15 protein-coding genes and 1 other RNA gene are annotated in these 17980 nt (G+C 66.8%); 4 read left to right on the top strand and 12 right to left on the bottom strand.

Annotation, left to right across the window (positions count from 1 at the left end; translation table 11 throughout):
* Positions 1-4 precede the first annotated feature (4 nt).
* From modB to F622_RS13730, 10 genes are all read right to left on the bottom strand, one after another.
* Positions 5-697: a molybdate ABC transporter permease subunit gene (gene modB, locus F622_RS0104950; protein ID WP_019571451.1), complete on the bottom strand. Its 693-nt coding sequence runs from the start codon at positions 695-697 to the stop codon at positions 5-7.
* Between the two features lie 6 nt (positions 698-703).
* Positions 704-1504 (bottom strand): molybdate ABC transporter substrate-binding protein, encoded by an 801-nt coding sequence (gene modA / locus F622_RS0104945; protein ID WP_026304792.1) that lies wholly within the window; start codon positions 1502-1504, stop codon positions 704-706.
* A gap of 254 nt (positions 1505-1758) precedes the next feature.
* A complete protein-coding gene (locus F622_RS0104940; protein WP_018176418.1) occupies positions 1759-2145 on the bottom strand; it encodes a winged helix-turn-helix domain-containing protein in 387 nt (128 codons plus the stop codon).
* Between the two features lie 317 nt (positions 2146-2462).
* Positions 2463-4421, bottom strand: coding sequence for an acetate--CoA ligase (gene acs, locus F622_RS0104935; RefSeq protein ID WP_018650387.1), 1959 nt, complete (start codon positions 4419-4421; stop codon positions 2463-2465).
* A gap of 102 nt (positions 4422-4523) precedes the next feature.
* Positions 4524-5135: a 3'-5' exonuclease gene (locus F622_RS0104930; RefSeq protein ID WP_018176416.1), complete on the bottom strand. Its 612-nt coding sequence runs from the start codon at positions 5133-5135 to the stop codon at positions 4524-4526.
* Positions 5136-5260: 125 nt separating this feature from the next.
* Complete coding sequence (locus tag F622_RS0104925; RefSeq protein ID WP_019571450.1) at positions 5261-7087, bottom strand: putative nucleotidyltransferase substrate binding domain-containing protein; 1827 nt, start codon at positions 7085-7087, stop codon at positions 5261-5263.
* 204 nt (positions 7088-7291) lie between these two features.
* On the bottom strand, positions 7292-9061 hold the full coding sequence (locus F622_RS0104920; RefSeq protein WP_019571449.1) for a sodium:solute symporter family protein: 1770 nt from the start codon (positions 9059-9061) through the stop codon (positions 7292-7294).
* Between the two features lie 7 nt (positions 9062-9068).
* Positions 9069-9332 (bottom strand): DUF4212 domain-containing protein, encoded by a 264-nt coding sequence (locus F622_RS0104915; protein ID WP_018146154.1) that lies wholly within the window; start codon positions 9330-9332, stop codon positions 9069-9071.
* Positions 9333-9375: 43 nt separating this feature from the next.
* Complete coding sequence (locus tag F622_RS0104910) at positions 9376-11250, bottom strand: DUF294 nucleotidyltransferase-like domain-containing protein (protein ID WP_019571448.1); 1875 nt, start codon at positions 11248-11250, stop codon at positions 9376-9378.
* A 231-nt stretch (positions 11251-11481) separates the two neighbouring features.
* Complete coding sequence (locus F622_RS13730) at positions 11482-11646, bottom strand: DUF1328 domain-containing protein (protein WP_018146152.1); 165 nt, start codon at positions 11644-11646, stop codon at positions 11482-11484.
* 342 nt (positions 11647-11988) lie between these two features.
* Here F622_RS13730 and F622_RS0104900 point away from each other — a divergent pair, with 342 nt between their 5' ends.
* Positions 11989-12282, top strand: coding sequence for a hypothetical protein (locus F622_RS0104900; protein ID WP_018169358.1), 294 nt, complete (start codon positions 11989-11991; stop codon positions 12280-12282).
* 313 nt (positions 12283-12595) lie between these two features.
* On the top strand, positions 12596-13204 hold the full coding sequence (locus tag F622_RS0104895; RefSeq protein WP_018169359.1) for a porin family protein: 609 nt from the start codon (positions 12596-12598) through the stop codon (positions 13202-13204).
* A 95-nt stretch (positions 13205-13299) separates the two neighbouring features.
* Here the strand turns inward: F622_RS0104895 and gorA are convergent, their stop codons facing one another.
* Complete coding sequence (gene gorA, locus F622_RS0104890; RefSeq protein WP_018169360.1) at positions 13300-14694, bottom strand: glutathione-disulfide reductase; 1395 nt, start codon at positions 14692-14694, stop codon at positions 13300-13302.
* A 195-nt stretch (positions 14695-14889) separates the two neighbouring features.
* Positions 14890-15639, bottom strand: a complete 750-nt coding sequence (locus tag F622_RS0104885; protein WP_018169361.1) for a glutathione peroxidase — start codon at positions 15637-15639, stop codon at positions 14890-14892.
* A 264-nt stretch (positions 15640-15903) separates the two neighbouring features.
* Between F622_RS0104885 and ffs the strand changes: the two genes are divergently transcribed.
* Together ffs and dnaX are read left to right on the top strand one after the other, a co-directional pair.
* Positions 15904-16000: signal recognition particle sRNA small type (gene ffs / locus F622_RS13725), an RNA gene on the top strand.
* 86 nt (positions 16001-16086) lie between these two features.
* Positions 16087-17931 carry a DNA polymerase III subunit gamma/tau gene (gene dnaX, locus F622_RS0104880; protein ID WP_018176410.1) on the top strand — a complete coding sequence of 615 codons (1845 nt, stop codon included), beginning with the start codon at positions 16087-16089 and terminating at the stop codon, positions 17929-17931.
* Positions 17932-17980 lie beyond the last annotated feature (49 nt).

Genomic DNA, 17980 nt, shown 5'->3' with positions numbered 1-17980 from the left:
TGACTCACGGGCGCACCGTGTCGAAGCGGCGGTTGATCGCGTAGACCACGAACAGCACCACGAAGGCGAAGATCAGCAGGCCTAGCGATAGGCGATGGGCGGAGGCGAAGTCCATCGCCTCGGCGTGGTCGTAGATCAGGATGGACAGCACCTGGGTCTCGCCGGGGATGGCGCCGCCGAGCATCAGGATCACGCCGAACTCGCCGAGGGTGTGGGCGAAGGCGAGCGTGGCGGCGACGATGAAGCCACCGCGCGACATCGGCAGGATCACGGTGAAGAATCGGTCCATGCGCCCGGCGCCCAGGGAGCCGGCGATCTCGGTGGGCCGGCGGCCGAGGTTGGCAAAGGCCTGCTGTAGGGGCTGCACGGCGAACGGCAGGGAGTAGATCACTGAGGCGATCAGGATGCCCTGGAAGGTGAACGCCAGGTGGTTCAGGCCCAGGTTCTCCAGCGTGCTGCCGACCGGGCCGGCCGGGCCCAGCAGGACCAGCAGATAGAAGCCAAGCACGGTGGGCGGCAGGACCAGCGGCAGGGCGACCAGTGCCTGGATCGTCGTGCGCAGGCCGCCGGGGGCGCGGCCGTTGGCCAGCCACCAGGCGATGGGGGTGGCGATCACCAGCAGGATCAGCGTGGTGTACAGCGCAAGCTTGAGGGTGACCTCGATCGCCATCCAGTCCGTGGGGCTGAGCTCGAACATGGCCGGTTACGGGGCTGCCGCGGCCGTGTTGGCGGGCCCGTCTTCGGGGAGGGCCTCGCCGGGCATCACGAAGCCGTAGCGGCGCATGATGTCGCGGGCGGTGTCGCCGTTCATGTACTCGGCGAAGCGGTGGGCCGTGTCGTTGTGTTCACCGCGTCGGGTGATGATGAAGCCCTGGGTGAGGGGTTCGTGCAGGGCGTCGTCGATCAGATGGTAGTTGTGTTCGGCGAGGTCCGGGAACTCGGCCAGCGACAGGGCGATGATGCCGATCTCGGCGCCGCCCGCCTGAATCATGCGCGCGGTCTGGGCGATGTTGTCACCGTTGACGATCTTCGGTTGCAGGTCGTCCCAGATGCCGACGGATTTCAGCGCCTCCATTGCCCGCACGCCGTAGGGGGCGTGGGTGGGGGAGGCGATGGCGACGCGGCGGATGTCGTCGCGTAGCAGGTCTTCCAGTGTCATTTCCGAGGCATCCATGCGGTTGCTCCACAGCACGATGCGGCCGATGGCGTAGACCTCCGGCTCGGTCACCGCGTGGCCCTCGGCGCGCAGCTTCTGTGGGTAGGCGATATCGGCGGAGAAAAACACGTCGTAGGGGGCGCCGTTCATGATCTGCGTGGTCATGCGGCCGGAGGAGCCGTAGGTCACGCGTACGGCATCGTCCGGGTGGGCCTCGCGGTAGGCGTCCAGGATCTCGTCCAGGGCGAAGCGCAGGTCGGAGGCGGCCGCGATGGTCAGCGGGCCGTTGGCGGTGGTCAGGCCGGGTAGCAGGAGCAGCAGGGTCAGGAGGAGGGCGCGCAGGTGCATGGTGTAGGTTGTTCCCTGTGGCTGGGTCTTGGTGGACTCGGGTGGTTCCATTGGCGATTACTCGCTGCGCTCGCCCTTCGGGCCGGCTTTTGGCCGTTCAACGCAGCTTCGCTGCTTTTGTGCTTCGTCGCGTTGCTCCTCGCAGCGACGCGGCTCTTGTCTGGGTGGATATGCGTTTCGTTATATTTCAGTTTGCATATCGGTAGGCGCAATGATGCGGGGGCCAGGGAGACCCGTCAAGGCTGGGGTCGGGGTTACGGCTTGGGGTCGTCGGCGAGGAAGTCGGCGAAGGCGTGCAGCTCGTCGCGCAGGGCCTCGCAGGCTTGGCGTTCCATGTCGCGGTAGCGTGCCAGTACGGTCTCGCCGAAGGCGGTGACCTGGGCCCCGCCGCCGCCGGAGCCGCCCTTGGCGGTGGCCACCATGGGCTCGCGGAAGCTCTGGTTCATGGTCTCGACGAGGTCCCAGGCGCGGCGGTACGACATGCCGACGCTGCGCGCGGCCGCGGAGATCGAGCCCTTGTCGCGGATGGCCTCTAGCAGCATGGCCTTGCCCGGGCCCATGGCCGTGACCTCGCCCAGCAGCACGCGCAGGCGCGGGGCCTGGGGGTGGTCCTTTGGAGTGCCGGAGTGGTGGGTGCTCATGCGTTGTGGGGCCTGGGGTTTGCCGGTGATGGTGCCTGGGAGGGGTTGTGAGTGCGAATGATAACCCCCGCCCCGTCATTGCGAGGAGCCGAAGGCGACGCGGCAATCTCCGTCCGTAACCACCGGAATCTGATCAGTCGCGCAGTGCCAGCATCAGGAGATTACTCGCTGCGCTCGTCCTTCGGGCCGGCCTTTGGCCGTTCAACGCAGCTTCGCTGCTTTTGTGCTTCGTCGTTGCACTCCTCGCAATGACGGGGGGAGGGAGGGGGCCCGGGAAAGCCGGGAAGAGGCCGGGGCGCGGGGCCCCGGCCCGGGGCTCAGGCCTTGCCCTGGAGCTGCGGGATGACGGCCTCGTTCTCCAGCGTGGAGGTGTCGGAGGTGATCTCCTCGCCCTTGGCGATGGAGCGCAGCAGGCGGCGCATGATCTTGCCGGAGCGGGTCTTGGGCAGGCCGTCGGCAAAGCGGATGTCGTCCGGCTTGGCGATCGGGCCGATCTGGTCGGCGACCCAGTTGCGCAGTTCCTTGACCATCTCCTCGGCCTCGTCGCCGGTCAGGCGATCGCCCTGCAGGATCACGAAGGCGACGATGGCCTCGCCCTTCACGTCATGCGGGCGGCCGACCACGGCGGCCTCGGCGACCGCCTTGTGCGCGACCAGAGCGGATTCGACCTCCATGGTGCCCATGCGGTGGCCGGAGACGTTCAGCACGTCATCGATGCGCCCCATGATCCAGAAGTTGCCCTCGGAGTCGCGGCGCGCGGAGTCGCCGGCCAGGTAGTACTTGCCGCCGAACTTCGGCCAGTAGGTGTCCTTGTAGCGCTGGTCGTCGCCCCAGACGGTGCGCAGCATATGCGGCCACGGCTTCTTGATGACCAGGTAGCCGCCCTCGTCGGCGCCCAGGCTCTTGCCGTCCTCGTCCACCACGTCGGCGGCAATGCCGGGCAGGGCCTGGGTGCAGGAGCCGGGGACCAGCGTGGTCGCGCCCGGGATCGGGGCGATCATGTTGGCGCCGGTCTCGGTCTGCCACCAGGTATCGACGATCGGGCAGCGCTCTTCGCCGACGGTGGTGTAGTACCACATCCAGGCCTCGGGGTTGATCGGTTCGCCGACCGTGCCCAGAAGGCGCAGCTTGGACAGGTCGTACTGCTTGGGCAGGTCCGGTCCGGCCTTCATCAGCGCGCGGATGGCGGTGGGGGCGGTGTAGAACACGGTCACGCCGTGGTCCTGGCACATCTTCCACCAGCGCCCGGCGTCGGGGACGGTGGGGGTGCCCTCGTAAACCACCTGGGTGGCACCCACGGCCAGCGGGCCATAGGCGACATAGGTGTGGCCGGTGATCCAGCCGACATCCGCGGTGCACCAGTAGACGTCGTCGCCCTGCAGGTCGAACACCCACTCGTTGGTGACAATCGCGCCCAGCAGGTAGCCGGCACTGGAGTGCTGGATGCCCTTGGGCTTGCCGGTGGAGCCGGAGGTGTAGAGCAGGAACAACGGGTGCTCGGCCTCCACCCATTCCGGCTCGCAGTCGACGGATTCGCCGTCCACGGCGTCTTCCCACCAGACGTCGCGGTCGGCGTGCATGGTCACGTCGTTGCCGGCCCGCTTGCAGACGACCACTTTCTCGACGTCGCCCGGGTTGGAGTCCAGCGCCTTGTCGACGTTGGCCTTGAGCCCCACGACCTTGCCGCCGCGCTCGCCGCCGTCGGCGGTGATCACGACCTTGGAGCCGGAGTCCACCACGCGGTCCCGCAGGGCGTCCGCGGAGAAGCCACCGAACACCACCGAGTGGATCGCGCCGATGCGGGCACAGGCCTGCATGGCGATCACGGCCTCGGCGTTCATCGGCATGTAGATGATGACGCGGTCGCCCTTCACCACGCCCATGCCCTTGAGGGCGTTGGCGAGCTTGCCGACCTCGTTGTAGAGGTCACGGTAGGTGAGGTGGCGGGTGTCGCCGTTCTCCGCCTCGAAGACGATCGCGGTCTTGTTGCCGCGGACTTCCAGGTGGCGATCGATGCAGTTGTAGGAGACGTTCATGCGCCCGTCGGCGAACCACTGGTAATGCGGCGCCTTGGACTCGTCGAGACCCTGGGTGAACTCGGTCTGCCAGTCGATCTTCTCGCGCGCGAGATCGCACCAGAAGCCCTCGTAGTCGGCCTCGGCCTTCTGGTGCAGGGCCTCGAGATCGGCCGGCTTCAGGCGGGCGTTTTCGGTGAACTCCGCCGACGGCGCAAAGTGGCGCGTCTCGGTGAGGGTGGACTCGATGTTGTCACTCATCAGGGCCTCCAGATCGGTTTTTGGTATGGGGTATGGGAGTGGCCAACCGCCAGCCCCTTTGGTGGGTGCGAGGATAGCATGCGAACCGGGCGCTGGCCGCGCTTACCAGAGCCACGCGGGGCGGAACAGCACGCGCCCCAGTGGCAGTTTTCCGTCCGGCGATTGCCGGCTCAGCAGCGCGGCGAACAGTTCGCCCGCGGCGATGGCGTCGAACAACGCGTCGTGCGCGCGATAGGCCGGCAGGTTGTAGCGCGCGCGCAGGGTATGCAGGCGCAGCCCGTGGGCCGGGATCGGCTGGCCGGCGCGGCGCAGGGCCGTCTCCGCCAGGCGCAGCGTGTCCACGATGGCCAGCGGGGCGCTTACGCCATACAGGCGCTGGCAGGCCTGCTCAAGGAAGCCGATCTCCAGGGCCGCGTGGTGCGCCACCATGACGCGCCCGGCGAGCGCGTGGAACAGGGCGTTCAGGGCCTCGTCCAGCGGTACCCCGCTGGCGGCGCGCTGATCGGTGATGCGGTGGATGACGGCGCTGGCCTCCGGCACGGGCCCTTCCGCGCGCACCAGGCGCTGGTCCGCAGTGGCGAGGTCGATGCGCGGGCCCTCCATTGCCACCCAGCCCATGCTCAGGATGCGGTCGTGTTCCGGGTCCAGGCCGGTGGTTTCCAGATCCACTGCGAGAAAGCGGCTGGCGGCCACCGGCTGGCCGGCGGGCGGCATGGGGGCCTCGAGGAGCTCGCGCAGCGGGCCCGGTGGGGCGCGGCGCGCAGCCCGACGCCGGGCGCGGCAGAAGCGCCAGTGGCCAGGCGGGCGGAGCCATGCGGCAGCGTGCAGAGGGCAGACCATCAGAGGGCCGTCTTGCGGGCGTCGTTCACCAGGCGGAAGGCGGTCTTCAGGTGACTGCGCTCCAGGGTGGACAGTCCGGCCGGGTCCAGCGCGTTGTCCGGGGGCTGGCCGTTGCGGATCTGGCGAGCCTGATGACGGGCGCGCAGGTTAGCGATGTACAGCCAGGCATCGGCCAGGTTTTCGGCCGTGCTCTCGTTGATAACCCCCGCTCGGGCCGCGGCGCTCAGGCGTTCCACCGTGCTGCGTGCCGCGCTGCCGGCGTGTAGGGCAAAGACCCGTGCCATGGCGACGATCGGCAGCAGCCCACGCATCTTCAGGTCGAGGGTGTCGGCGTGTGCGCCGCTGTCCTCCAGCACGAACTGGCGGAAGAAGCCGAGCGGTGGGGGCAGGTTGCGCGCCTGGTCGGCCAGGGTGCTCAGCAGGGCCTCGTGGCGCGCACCAACCTCCAATGCCTGTTGGCGCAATGGTTCGAACAGTTCGGCCGCACCGTGGATCACGCGCATGTCGAGGTAGTGGGTGGCCAGCATCGCATCGCGTGGGGCCGGGTGGTGCAGCACGCGTTCCATCTCGCGCGCCCAGTCAGCCGCGGGTCGGCGCCAGTCGGGATGGGTGGGATCGACATCGCCGGGGCAGGCGCGGATGCCGCAGGCGTCGAGGCCGGCGGTTACCCCGCGGGCAAGCTCCGCGAACCAGACGTCGACGTCCGGCGAGGCGTCATCGGCAATGATGAGAGCGGTGTCCTGGTCAGTGAACACGGTCTGCTCGTGGCGGCCCTGGCTGCCGCTCGCAAGCCAGGCAAACGCGCAGGGGGCCGGGCCGCGGTCGCGTTCGTCCAGCTCGATCAGGCGCTGGGTGAGTGTGTCGATCACCGTGGTAACAGTCTGGGTGAGTTGGGCGGCGTCGGCGCCGGCCTCCACCAGTTGCACCTGCAACTGGGGCAGGGCCTGCATTACGCCCTGCAGGCCGGCAAGGTCGTCGGCACGGCGCAGGTCGCGCACCAGGTAGATGGCGCTGGTGCCCTGGTGGCGGATCAGGTCGGTGCTGGAGAGGATGCCGGCCAGGGTCCCGTCGGCCTCGTGGACGACCGGGAGGTGGTGGATGTCGTGGCGCGCCATGCGCAGCAGGGCCTCGAAGGCGGGGGTGCCGCGCTCAACCGTGGTCAGCGGGCTGGCCATGGATTCGGCAACGGGCTGGCCGGGGTCCACGCCGTTGGCGACCGCACGGCGCAGGTCGGTGTCGGTGAGGATGCCGCAGGGTTCGCCCGGGCGCTCGGGCGTGTGCAGCAGCAGCGCGGAAATGTCGCCGCGGTCCATCAGGCGCGCGGCCTCGCGCAGGCTGAGCGTGCTGACCGCCAGTATCGGGTCGCAGGTCATCAGGGCGCGCACTGGCGTGGTTAGCAGGCTGCGGTCCCCGTGCCCGCCCTGTGCTGTGCGGTCGGTGGCCAGTGGGCGCGGGGCGTCGGCGTCGAGGAACTGGGCGATGGTGTCGTCGCGCGCGGCCAGCTCAAGGGCGCGATCCAGCGGCAGGTGGTAGACCAGGGCGTCCTCGGTGACCGGGCCCAGCGGGCGCGCCGGGGTGTTGGGGATGTGCACCAGATCGCCCTCGCCCAGGCGGTCGTGCAGGGTGTCCTGCGCGTCGCGGATCTCCAGCGTGCCGGTGCGCACGATCCACAGGCCGGGTTCGGCGTCCGGGGGAAAGCTGGTGCCCTCACGCAGGTAGCGCAGAGTGAGCTGGCGCAGAAAGGCATCCCGGCTGGCCTTTGGCAGGGGGGCCAGATCGGGGCAGTGGTCGAGAAACTCGCGGATCTCTTCGAGTTCGCCGTTCATGCGTGGGTCCGTGTGGGGTGGGGCAACCGGCAATCGACCGGGGTGGGGTCGATTGCCGCTTGGCCCGCAGACACTGTGTCCGATAAAAGGGGCCGACCCGGTGCACCCGAGCCGACCCCCTCTTTTCTACTATCGAATGACCATCCAGTCATGGTGGCGGGGACCCCGCCATGCCGATGTTTCCGGGCATGGCGGGGCCGTCCATCAGCTTTCGGTACGCGGTACGCGCACGCTTTCCACCAGGTCCTGGATGTCCTGCGGGGGTTCCTTGGTCAGCTTCATCACGATGTAGGCGGTGACGAAGTTGAAGACCGCACCGATGGCGCCGAAGCCGGTCGGGTTCACGCCCAGCAGCCAGCCTTCCGGGGTGTCCGGGAGCATGGCGGTGCCGGAGAAGAAGAACCAGCCCTTGTACGTGAAGATGTACAGAAGGGTGGTCAGCAGACCCACCAGCATGCCGGCGATCGCGCCTTCCTTGTTCATCTTCTTCATGAAGATGCCCATCATCAGGGTCGGGAACAGCGAGGCCGCGGCGAGACCGAAGGCCAGTGCCACCACCTCGGCCGCGAAGCCGGGTGGATTCAGCCCCAGATAACCGGCGAACAGGATCGCGACACCCATGGCGATACGTCCGGCCATGAGCTCTCTCTTCTCGCTGATCCTTGGCATGAACACGCCCTTCAGCAAGTCATGCGAGATGGCCGATGCAATGGCCAGCAGCAGTCCCGCTGCGGTCGACAGTGCAGCGGCGATACCGCCCGCTGCGACCAGTGCGATGACCCAGCCCGGAAGCCCGGCGATCTCGGGGTTGGCCAGCACCATGATGTCGCGGTCGAGGGTGACGATCTCGGAACCTTCCCAGCCGTATTCCTCTTCGGCGAAAGCCGCGAACTCTTCGTTGCCGTCGTTGTAGTACTGGATCACGCCGTCGTCGTTCTTGTCCTCAAAGGCAAGCAGGCCGGTCTGTTCCCAGCGCTCCATCCACGCCGGCCGGTCCGCATGGGCCAGATGCCCCTCTTCGGTGCCGATCTCGCCCGGGTGGACGGTGTTCACCAGGTTCCAGATGGCCATCGCGCCGACTGCCGGGGCGGTGGTGTAGAGGATGCCGATGAACACCAGCGCCCAGCCGGCGGACTTGCGGGCATCACGCACGCGCGGAACGGTGAAGAAGCGGATGATTACGTGCGGCAGGCCCGCGGTACCGATCATCAGCGCCAGCGTCAGCAGGAACATGTTGAGCATGCTCATGCCGCCCACTTCGGTGTAGGCGTGGAAGCCCAGATCGACCATGGTCTGGTCCAGCGCCTCCAGCAGGTAGGTATCCGTCCCCTGCAGGGTGGAGCCCAGTCCCAGCTGCGGGACCGGATTGCCGGTCAGGGTGATGGCAATGAAGATCGCCGGCACCGTGTAGGCAAAGATCATGATCACGTACTGCGCGATCTGGGTGTAGGTGATGCCTTTCATCCCGCCGAGTACGGCGTAGATGAACACCACGGTCATGCCGGCGATCAGGCCGGTGGCCAGTGGCACTTCCAGGATGTTGGAGAAGGCGATCCCGACCCCGCGCATCTGCCCGATCACGTAGGTCACGGACATCACGATCAGGGAGATCACCGCGATAATGCGCGCGGTCTTCGAGTAGAAGCGGTCACCGATGAATTCCGGCACCGTGAACTTCCCGAACTTGCGCAGGTACGGGGCCAGCAGCAGTGCCATCAGCACGTAGCCGCCGGTCCAGCCCATCAGGTACGCACCCCCGGTGAAGCCGAGGAACGCGATCAGGCCGGCCATGGAGATGAACGACGCGGCGGACATCCAGTCCGCGGCCGTGGCCATGCCGTTGGCGATCGGGTTAATGCCGCGCCCGGCGACGTAGAACTCGCTGGTCGAACCGGCGCGCGCCCAGATGGCGATGCCGATGTACAGGGCGAAGGTCGCCCCGACCACGAGCAGGCTTAGAGTCTGTTGATCCATGACAGGCTTACTCCTCGTGGACGTTGAACTTGCGATCCAGGACGTTCATGCGCCAGGCATAAACGAAGATCAGGATGATGAAGGTGTAGATCGAGCCCTGTTGCGCGAACCAGAAGCCCAGCGGATAGCCCCCCAGCTGGAACGCGTTCAGCGGCTGGGAGACCAGAATGCCCAGCACGAACGACACCAGGAACCAGATGGCCAGGCAGATGCCCAGCAGACGCAGATGCGCCCGCCAGTAGGCCTGCCGGCTCAGGTCTTCTTGTGACATGACGATGCTCCTCTCGTAAGGTTTTGTTGTTTGCCGTGTTCCATCACAGCTGGTATTGCACCTCAAGCTGTCCCTGCAGCTTGCGGGCCTGCCGGAAACTCTCCTTGAGCACCCGTCCCTCCAGGGCACCCAGCTCTTCCGGCCGGATTCGGTTGTCGTCGTCGCGTCCCTCGCGCAGCGCCTTTTGCTGGGCGCGCAGGCGCAGCATCTGCAGGTAGCGCAGTGCGGCGTGGTAGTCCTGGGCATCGGCGGCGCGCATTACGTCGGCCGCAACGGCCTGGTCCAGACGTTCGTGGGTGCGTGTGGCCGGCAACTCGGCCGCCAGCGCGATCACCCGTGCGCCGTCGACGAAGGGCGTGAGCCCCTGTTTCTTGATATCGATTCCGTTGGACCCGCTCTTGATCTCGCCGAACAGACCCAGCGGTGGGCGGAACATCTGCTGGTTGGCGGCCATCTGGCGGCGGAAGCGGCTGTTGAAGGCGGTCTTCTGCAGCAGGCGGGTGCGCAGCGCCTCGACGGGTCCGGCATCGCCGTCCACCGCGCGCAGATCGAAGAAGATGCTGCTCTTGAGCAGGTGCTCCGGCGTGCCCTGCTCGATCCAGCGGGTGAAACGCTGATCCCACTCCGGGCCGCTCAGGCAGCACTCCGGGTTGCCGGCCATGATGTTGCCGGGGCACAGCATGAACCCGCACTCGGCCAGCGCCTGGTTCACGTCCTTCGCGTACGGCAGCAGGCGCTCGCGGATCGCGTCCGCGTCGCCTGCCTCGGCGTCGAACAGGATGCCGTTGTCCTGGTCCGTGACCAGGGCCTGCTCCTCGCGCGCCTGGGAGCCGAACGCCAGCCAAGTGAAGTCGATGCCCTCGATGGCCTCGTGCTGCGGCCGCAACAGGGCCAGCACCCGGCGGGTGGCGTGTTCGTTGAGACGCGTGATCAGGCGCAGGACCTGATCGGCTTCTGCGCCCTGGCCGGCCACGGCCTCAATCAGGCGTGGCACCTGGCGCAGGCGCTCGGCGACGGCGGTGACAGAGTCGGCGCGGCGGATCGCGCGCACCAGACCGTCCAGGGTCAGCGGCTGACTGGTCAGCAGGTCGCGCTCGCCCAGCACGCCGACCAGGCGGCCGTCGCGCACCACACACAGGTGGGTCATCCCGTGCTCGGTCATCGCCTCGATACCCTCGAAGCCCGGGGTGCTCTCCTCCAGCGCCACCGGGTCGGGGGTCATCACGGCCGCGACCGGGGTGTCGAGGTCGACATCCGCGAGCGCCACGCGCGAGAGCAGGTCATGCAGGGTGAAGATGCCCACCGGCCGCTGGTTGTCGTCGACCGCGACGATGGAGCCGACCCGCTCGTCGCGCATGGTGGTCAGGACCTCGCGCAGCCGGGTGTCCGGGCGGCAGGTAACCGGGCTGCGCGCCAGGCGCAGGACCAGCGGCGTATTGAGTTGTCCGGCGCCACCGTCGCGGGCGGACAGGGTGTCCAGGCCCTGCTGCAGGCGGTCCAGCAGGTTGGCCAGGCGGCGCGTGCAGAAGTCGTTAAAGACCCGCGAACGGGCGCGCAGGCGGTCGAAGTCCTCCAGGCTCAGTTCCAGGCAGACGGTGTCCTCCGCTGCGCGATGCACGGTATGTACCGCGCGGCGGCCGAGCAGCGCGCCGATCGGGAAGCATTCGCCGGGGATCAGCTCCCAGGCCTTGCCGGAGAGCTGTTCGTCCTCGCTGGGGGTCTCGCCGCGGATGCGGCCCTGGCGGATGATGTGGAAACGCTGGGCCGGACCGGCCTCGGGGTCGGTGATGCGCGCGCCACGCGCGTAGAAGCGGCTCTCCAGGCGGGGCAGCAGGAACTCCAGCGCATCCGTCTCGAGCTGGTCGAACGGGGCGTGGGCGCCGAGGAACTCCCGGGTGCTGTCGAGCGCGTCGGACATGGCGGTAGCGGCATCCCCAAAGTGATGGTGTTCACGTCTCGGGAGTCTGCTGCAAGTTGCACGCCAATTCTTTGGCCCCCGCGAATCAGCAGGTTGTGGCCAAGCGGTCTGTTCCGTGCGTTACGTTGCGTAACGTGGGTGTTTCTTCTCGTTACACCGGCCCGCGGCGTAACGGAGGCAAATGCGAATGCCGACGTGTTCGCATTCGCCCCGGTCGTCAGCAAGCCTTCGTTACACCGGGGGGCGCCTGCCGGTGACGAAGAACACCACCGCCAGGATCAGGCCCACGACAAACAGGATCCAGGCGATTTGCGTGGCGGCCCCGGCAATCCCGCTCAGCCCCAGCGCGCCCGCGACGATCGCAACGATCAGGAAAAGTAGTGCCCATCCCAGCATTGGTTCTCTCCTTTCGACTCGTTTGAAATTTCAGTGTAGGCCAGAATTCGCTGTCCCATGGCTTCTTGTATTCGGCTTGGCGTACCAGTTCTCAGTTCCGGATTCCCATGGGCGACCTGGCGTATCCACCAAGGACACACTGGGGGCAGGTGGGTGATGCTCGCTATGGGTTTTCAATCGGATGAACGTGTGTCCGGTCGGGAAATGTGAACCTGTTCAGGACGGCTTCGGTGTATGCCGAGATAGAGGTCGCCGGCGTCGGTAAAAGAATGTTGCCTTTTCGATGGATTGGGAAGCATTGATCGGCGCGCCCTGGAAAAGAATTCCTGGAGGGAAAATGCAATGAGCAGCGTTATCCGAAAATCATGCAAGGATGCGGACGGTCCGTCGCGATTCCTGTCGCTGCCGGTATATGCGGTAGCCCTGGTGCTTGGCGGCATGCTGGCGGGCTGTTCCGATCCGGGCCCGGCGCAGGAGGCCGGCGAGGCAGTGGACGAGACGGTCGAGGAGGTGGACGAGGACCTGCGTGGCTGGATCGAGGATCTGCGCGAGGATGAGGTGCAAGAGGGCGAATCCGGCCGCGGGGGGCATGACGACGCGTTCTCCGAGGAGGATCCGGCGCACGATATGGACTGATCAGAGGTCGCCGTGCCGTGGGGCCGGGTCGGAAAGGGACTCGGTCAAACGGATGCAGCGATCAGGAAACAAAAGGCTGGTGGGTGGGTCGCCATGAGCGGATGGCGGTTCGCCCATCAGCCTTTTTCTTTGGGTTCTGTGGGTGTGCGCGGTATCACGAGTCGGGTCTCGGGGTGGTGCTTTTTTCACGTGTTTAAAAATGAGTCACGCATTTCTGCTTTCCCAAACTGGGGTGGTTCGGGAAAATCGCCGGCGTCTTTATGGGAGTCAAGAAATTTTACATTTCGAGCACGATCAGGAAGGAGACGCGAAGATGAAAAAGATTTTGTTGAACACGGTTGTGGTGGCCGCTGCAGGGATCCTGGCGCCCCAAGTGGTGATGGCAGATGAGTCTGATCGGGGCGAGGGCCTGTACATGGGGCTCGGTACCGGTTTCAGCGCTCTGAAGAACGACCGCGACGAAGTCGCCGATTTCATCGGTTCCGGGGCCTCGGACTACCGCCTGGACGACGACGACAACGTCTGGCGCGGGTTTGTCGGGTACAACTTCAATCCGTATGTAGGGGTCGAGGGGTTCTACTCGGATCTCGGAAAGGTGAAGCTGCGCGGTGACGAGTCCGGTGCGCATACCGACATCAAGTCCCGAGCCTATGGCGCGAGCGTCCTCGGCAAACTGCCGATCGGGCAGCATTTCGAGTTCTTTGCGAAGGCGGGCCTCGCCAAGTGGGATGCAGACGTCCGGGGCAACCTGGGTGATGAGAGCATCACCCTGCGCGACAACGATGGCGTGGATCCGGTCTACGGACTCGGTGCTCAGGTGAATCTGGACAGCTTCCTGATTCGCGCCGAGTACGAACGCTATGACTTCGACAGCGACTACAAGGTCGACGCGTTTACTGCCTCGGTTGGCTGGCGATTCTAGAAAATACGGGCACAGACGGCCCACGAGATAACGTCTTGACGCCGCCCCGGTTGGTTGCCGGGGCGGCGTTTTACGTGGGGAGAACGGCGTGACCCTCAGGCGGCCTTGGCAATGCCTTCCTGGCGGCCCGGGCGGCCTTCCTTCAGGGTGACCAGTTCCTCGGCGCTGGTCGGGTGCAGCGGGATGGTCAGGTCCAGGTCGCGCTTGGTCGCGCCCATGCGCACGGCCACCGCGAAACCCTGCAGCATCTCGTCGACATTGGCGCCGATCATGTGGATGCCCACCACCTTTTCGTCGTCCCCGACGCAGACCAGCTTCATTGCCACCGGCGGCAGCTCGCCCTCGGCGAAGGCGCGGTTCAGGCCGCCGAACTGGGTCTCGTAGATACGCACCTTGTCTCCGTGCTTCTCCACTGCCTGCGGCTCGGTCAGGCCCACCATGCCCGCGGTCGGGTGCGTAAAGGTGACCGTGGGGATCTGGTCGTAGTCCACCGGCACGGGGTTCGTCTCCGGGGCATACCAGTGCGCGGCCAGGCGGCGACCGGCGGCGATGGCCACGGGGGTCAGCGGCCCCTTGCCGATGATATCGCCCAGGGCGTAGATGCCCTCGACATTGGTCGCCTGCCACTCGTCTACCGGGATGGTGCCGCCGCGGGCGATCTCGACGCCGACCTCTTCCAGGCCCATGTCCTGGGTGGCCGGCTTGCGGCCGACGGCCCACAGCACCTTCTCGTACGGGCCCAGTTCCTTGCCGCCTTCCAGTTTGACGGTGACCGCGCCGGGCTTGCCGCCCAGACCCGCGGCCTTCATGCCTAGGTGGCGTTCGATGCCCTGGTGCTCCATGTGCTGGTCCAGCGTCTGCGAGATCATCGGGTCGGCGATCTCCAGCACGCGGTCCTCCATGGCGACCACGTCGGTCTTCACACCCATGGAGCGCAACATGCCGGCCATTTCCAGCCCGATGTAGCCTCCGCCGATTACCGCGATGGATTCCGGCAGCTCGGTCCACTCGAAGAAGTCGTCGGAGGTGGCACCCAGCTCGGCGCCCTCGAGCGGCGGTACCAGCGGGGCGCCACCCATGGCCAACACGATGCGCTCGGCGGTGTACTCGGTGCCGCTCTCGCTGACCACCTTGTTCGTGTCGGCCAGGCGGGCCCGTTCCGGGATGTGGGTCACGCCCAGCTTCTCCAGGTGCCCGGACCAGAAGTTGTTCAGGTCCTTCAGCATTGCCTGGCGTTTGTTCGCCAGGTCGGCATAGCGGATGCCCTTGATCTCGACGTCCACACCGAACTCGCCGGCCTCGCGGGCGTGCGACAGGTGCTCCGCGGCGTACCAGGTGAGCTTTTTCGGGACGCAGCCCTCGTTCACGCAGGTGCCGCCCAGGGGCTTGGGATCGAACACGGCGACGCGGGCGCCGTGCGGGGCGGCACGTTCCGCAACGGCCAGGCCGCCGCTGCCGCCGCCGATCACGATGATGTCGTAGTGTTCCATGTCGGTTCCTCGAAGGATTCGGTCAACGTTGGGTTTAGTCGAAGTTTCGCATAACGACCGCCGTCGTTACGGTCGTCAGGGTTTGCCATCCGTGTCCGGACGTCCGGATTCGACGTCCGGACACGGATGGCCACCTGTGGGAGCAGATGGCCATCCGGGGCGGGCCGTGGACCCGCCCCGGGTGGTGGTGACGAGTTACGCCGCCTTCTTCTCGCGGGAGATCCACTCCTGCAGATCTTCCGCGCCGCCGATGCGGTGCCCGCCGACGAATACCTGCGGCACGGTCATCGCACCGGTAGCCGCCCGCAGGCTGCGCAGGCTGGCGTCGCGACCCAGCACGATCTCCTCGTAGTCGAGACCGGCGTTCTCCAGCATCTCCTTGGCGCTGGCGCAGTACGGGCAGCCCGGCTTGGTGAAGACCACCACGTCTTCGGGGCAGGCCGCGTCCGGGGCGACGTGGGCGAGCATCGTGTCGGCGTCGGAGACGACGAAGGGGTCGCCCGGCTCGTCCGGCTCGATGAACTGCTTCTCGATCACGCCGTCGCGCACCAGCATGGAGTAGCGCCAGGAGCGGTGACCAAAGCCAAGGTCGCTCTTGTCGACCAGCATGCCCATCTGTTCGGTGAATTCGCCGTTACCGTCGGCGATGAAGGTCACCCGGTCGGCCTGCTGATCGGCCTGCCAGGCTTCCATCACGAAGCCATCATTGACCGAGATGCAGACGATCTCGTCGATGCCATGCTGCTTGAGCACCGGTGCCAGCTCGTTGTAACGCGGCACGTGGGCGGACGAGCAGGTCGGGGTGAATGCGCCCGGCAGGGCGAACACGACCACGTTGCGACCCTTGAACAGGTCTTCGCTGCGGACGTCATTCCAGTCGTTGTCCTTGCGGCAGCGGAAGGTGACTTCCGGGACGCGCTGACCTTCGCGATTTTCGAGTTCCATGTTTCGTACTCCTGTTTGGGTGTTAATTGCAGTAGACCAGAAAGAAGATTTGGGTTCGGTCGAGGCGATGCCCGACTGCGAGACTCAAGATAAGGGCTGGCCTCTCATTGATCCAGTTTTCGTTCTCTATACGGTTGTTAGTTTCGGGCTATCGTCAGTTCCGGGCCTTTGTGGCGTCTCAAGGTTGACGCGTCCGCCGGAAATGCGGAAGCTTGCCGCCCGGATTCGGAAAGCCCGAATCGCGGTCCGCGTTATGGTGGTCCGTATCAGTCCCCTCGCGACGACAGGTTGTGAACCCCGCCAGGCCCGGAAGGGAGCAACGGTAGCAACTGCGTCGGGCGCCGGGGTGTGGCGGGTGCGGGCCACCACCCTTTTCCTTGCGGCCCAGATTCCTGCGGTGATTGCCCCGCACCCGGGCACGCAACAGACTCCACTGACGGGGGAGGCATGAGTCACCAGGTTCTGGCCCGCAAGTGGCGCCCCTCGCGCTTCGAGGACCTGGTCGGGCAGCCGCATGTGGTGCGCGCCCTGGCCAATGCCCTGAGCGGCGAACGTCTGCATCACGCCTACCTGTTTGCCGGTACCCGCGGGGTGGGCAAGACCTCCATTGCCCGGATTCTTGCGCGCTGTCTCAATTGCGAGACCGGCGTGACGGCCACGCCTTGCGGCGAGTGCCGTTCCTGCGTGGAGATCGCCGAGGGTCGCCACCTCGACTTGATCGAAGTGGATGCCGCCTCGCGCACCCGGGTGGACGATACCCGCGAGCTGCTGGATAACGTCTCCTATGCCCCGACCACCGGGCGCTTCAAGGTGTACCTGATCGACGAGGTACACATGCTCTCGGAGAAGAGCTTCAACGCCCTGTTGAAGACTCTGGAGGAGCCGCCGGAACACGTGAAGTTCCTGCTGGCGACGACCGATCCGCAGAAGCTGCCGGTCACCGTGCTGTCGCGCTGCCTGCAGTTCAACCTGAAACCGATGCCGCCGGCGATGATCGCCGAGCACCTGACCCGGATCCTGGCCGCCGAAGGCGTCGAGGCGGAGCCGGGTGCCCTGCTGCGTCTGGGCGAGGCGGCCGAGGGCTCGATGCGCGATGCCCTGAGTCTGACCGACCAGGCGATTGCCTATGGCGGCGACCGCCTGAGCGAATCCGACGCCTGCGACATGCTTGGATTGCTCCCGCGCACGCGACTGGCCGCGCTGCTGGATGCGGTGTTTGCCGGGGACGGCCTGGCCCTGCTGGCGGGCTTGGCGGAGCTGGAGACGCTGGGACCCGACTGGTCGCGCCTGCTGGACGAGCTCGCCGCGCTGGTGCATCAGGTGGCGGTGCAGCAGGTGGCCGGTGCCACACCGGCGGCGGGCGAGGAGGCGCTGGTCTGGGCACACGAGGCCGCCGGCCGGGTCGACCCGGAAACGATTCAGCTGACCTATCAGATCCTGATCCACGGGGTGCGTGATCTGCCCTACGCGCCGGACGCGCGCATGGGCGTGGAGATGACATTGCTGCGCCTGCTGGCCTTTCGCCCGGAGCCAGCCCCGGGGTATGGGGAGGACGAGGGCCAGGCCGAACGCCGGCCGGCCACGGTGCGCGGGGAAGCGTCTGCGCCGCGCGCCGCGCCCTCCCGTAATGCCGCAGCGGCGGCGCGACCCGCTGCAGTCGAACCGGCCGTGTCGAAATCGGCCGCGCAGGCGGCCTCGCGCAGCGGTGAAAACTCGCCGCCGCCCCGCGAGCGGGTGAGCGAGCCGCCACCTCCGCGGGAGGCACCCACACCGCCGGTGCACGCCGATGAGCCCACGCACCGGGAGTCGTCGCCGCGACAGGCCACGCCGGCGGCGTCTTCGACTGCGGAACCGGTCGCACCCGCCGTGGCCGCAGACGGGATGTTCGACTGGCACCGTTTTGCCGAGGGTCTGCCCATGGGGACGGTGCGCGAACTCGCCCTGCACGCGGAGCTGCGCAAGCATGACCAGGAGTGCGTGGTGATTGCGGTGGCTCCGGGTACGTTATGTACCGACCGGGCCAGGACCCGCCTGAAGGAAGCGCTGGAGAAGACGCTGGGGCACTCCCTTCGCCTGGAGATTGTCAACCAGTCCGAACCGTCGGAGACGACACCCGCGGCGCGGCTTGCGGCGGCCTCGGCAGAGCGTCAGGCTAGCGCCGAGACGACCATGCGCGAGGACCCGGTGGTCCAGGCCCTGGGCCAGGAATTTGGCGCCGAACTGGGCGCGGTGCGCATTCGCGAAACCAACGAAGACAACTCCGCGGGCGACGCGTCGTCGGCCCCGCGCTAACCCGTCGAATACGGACAAACCCGCCTTTGTGCGGGGCAGGAGATCGAAC

Origin of the sequence: Thioalkalivibrio sp. ALMg3 (assembly GCF_000381225.1) — a bacterium.
GTDB classification, from domain to species: domain Bacteria; phylum Pseudomonadota; class Gammaproteobacteria; order Ectothiorhodospirales; family Ectothiorhodospiraceae; genus Thioalkalivibrio; species Thioalkalivibrio versutus.
Note: the sequence above shows the minus strand (reverse complement) of the source record. Positions and strands in the feature narration are given on the sequence as shown.

What these genes read in the sequence shown, in the direction of transcription:
- modB (WP_019571451.1), bottom strand. Translation starts at nt 697, where the DNA reads ATGTTCGAGCTCAGCCCCACGGACTGGATGGCGATCGAGGTCACCCTC.
- modA (WP_026304792.1), bottom strand. Translation starts at nt 1,504, where the DNA reads ATGCACCTGCGCGCCCTCCTCCTGACCCTGCTGCTCCTGCTACCCGGC.
- F622_RS0104940 (WP_018176418.1), bottom strand. Translation starts at nt 2,145, where the DNA reads ATGAGCACCCACCACTCCGGCACTCCAAAGGACCACCCCCAGGCCCCG.
- acs (WP_018650387.1), bottom strand. Translation starts at nt 4,421, where the DNA reads ATGAGTGACAACATCGAGTCCACCCTCACCGAGACGCGCCACTTTGCG.
- F622_RS0104930 (WP_018176416.1), bottom strand. Translation starts at nt 5,135, where the DNA reads ATGCCGCCCGCCGGCCAGCCGGTGGCCGCCAGCCGCTTTCTCGCAGTG.
- F622_RS0104925 (WP_019571450.1), bottom strand. Translation starts at nt 7,087, where the DNA reads ATGAACGGCGAACTCGAAGAGATCCGCGAGTTTCTCGACCACTGCCCC.
- F622_RS0104920 (WP_019571449.1), bottom strand. Translation starts at nt 9,061, where the DNA reads ATGGATCAACAGACTCTAAGCCTGCTCGTGGTCGGGGCGACCTTCGCC.
- F622_RS0104915 (WP_018146154.1), bottom strand. Translation starts at nt 9,332, where the DNA reads ATGTCACAAGAAGACCTGAGCCGGCAGGCCTACTGGCGGGCGCATCTG.
- F622_RS0104910 (WP_019571448.1), bottom strand. Translation starts at nt 11,250, where the DNA reads ATGTCCGACGCGCTCGACAGCACCCGGGAGTTCCTCGGCGCCCACGCC.
- F622_RS13730 (WP_018146152.1), bottom strand. Translation starts at nt 11,646, where the DNA reads ATGCTGGGATGGGCACTACTTTTCCTGATCGTTGCGATCGTCGCGGGC.
- F622_RS0104900 (WP_018169358.1), top strand. Translation starts at nt 11,989, where the DNA reads ATGAGCAGCGTTATCCGAAAATCATGCAAGGATGCGGACGGTCCGTCG.
- F622_RS0104895 (WP_018169359.1), top strand. Translation starts at nt 12,596, where the DNA reads ATGAAAAAGATTTTGTTGAACACGGTTGTGGTGGCCGCTGCAGGGATC.
- gorA (WP_018169360.1), bottom strand. Translation starts at nt 14,694, where the DNA reads ATGGAACACTACGACATCATCGTGATCGGCGGCGGCAGCGGCGGCCTG.
- F622_RS0104885 (WP_018169361.1), bottom strand. Translation starts at nt 15,639, where the DNA reads ATGGAACTCGAAAATCGCGAAGGTCAGCGCGTCCCGGAAGTCACCTTC.
- dnaX (WP_018176410.1), top strand. Translation starts at nt 16,087, where the DNA reads ATGAGTCACCAGGTTCTGGCCCGCAAGTGGCGCCCCTCGCGCTTCGAG.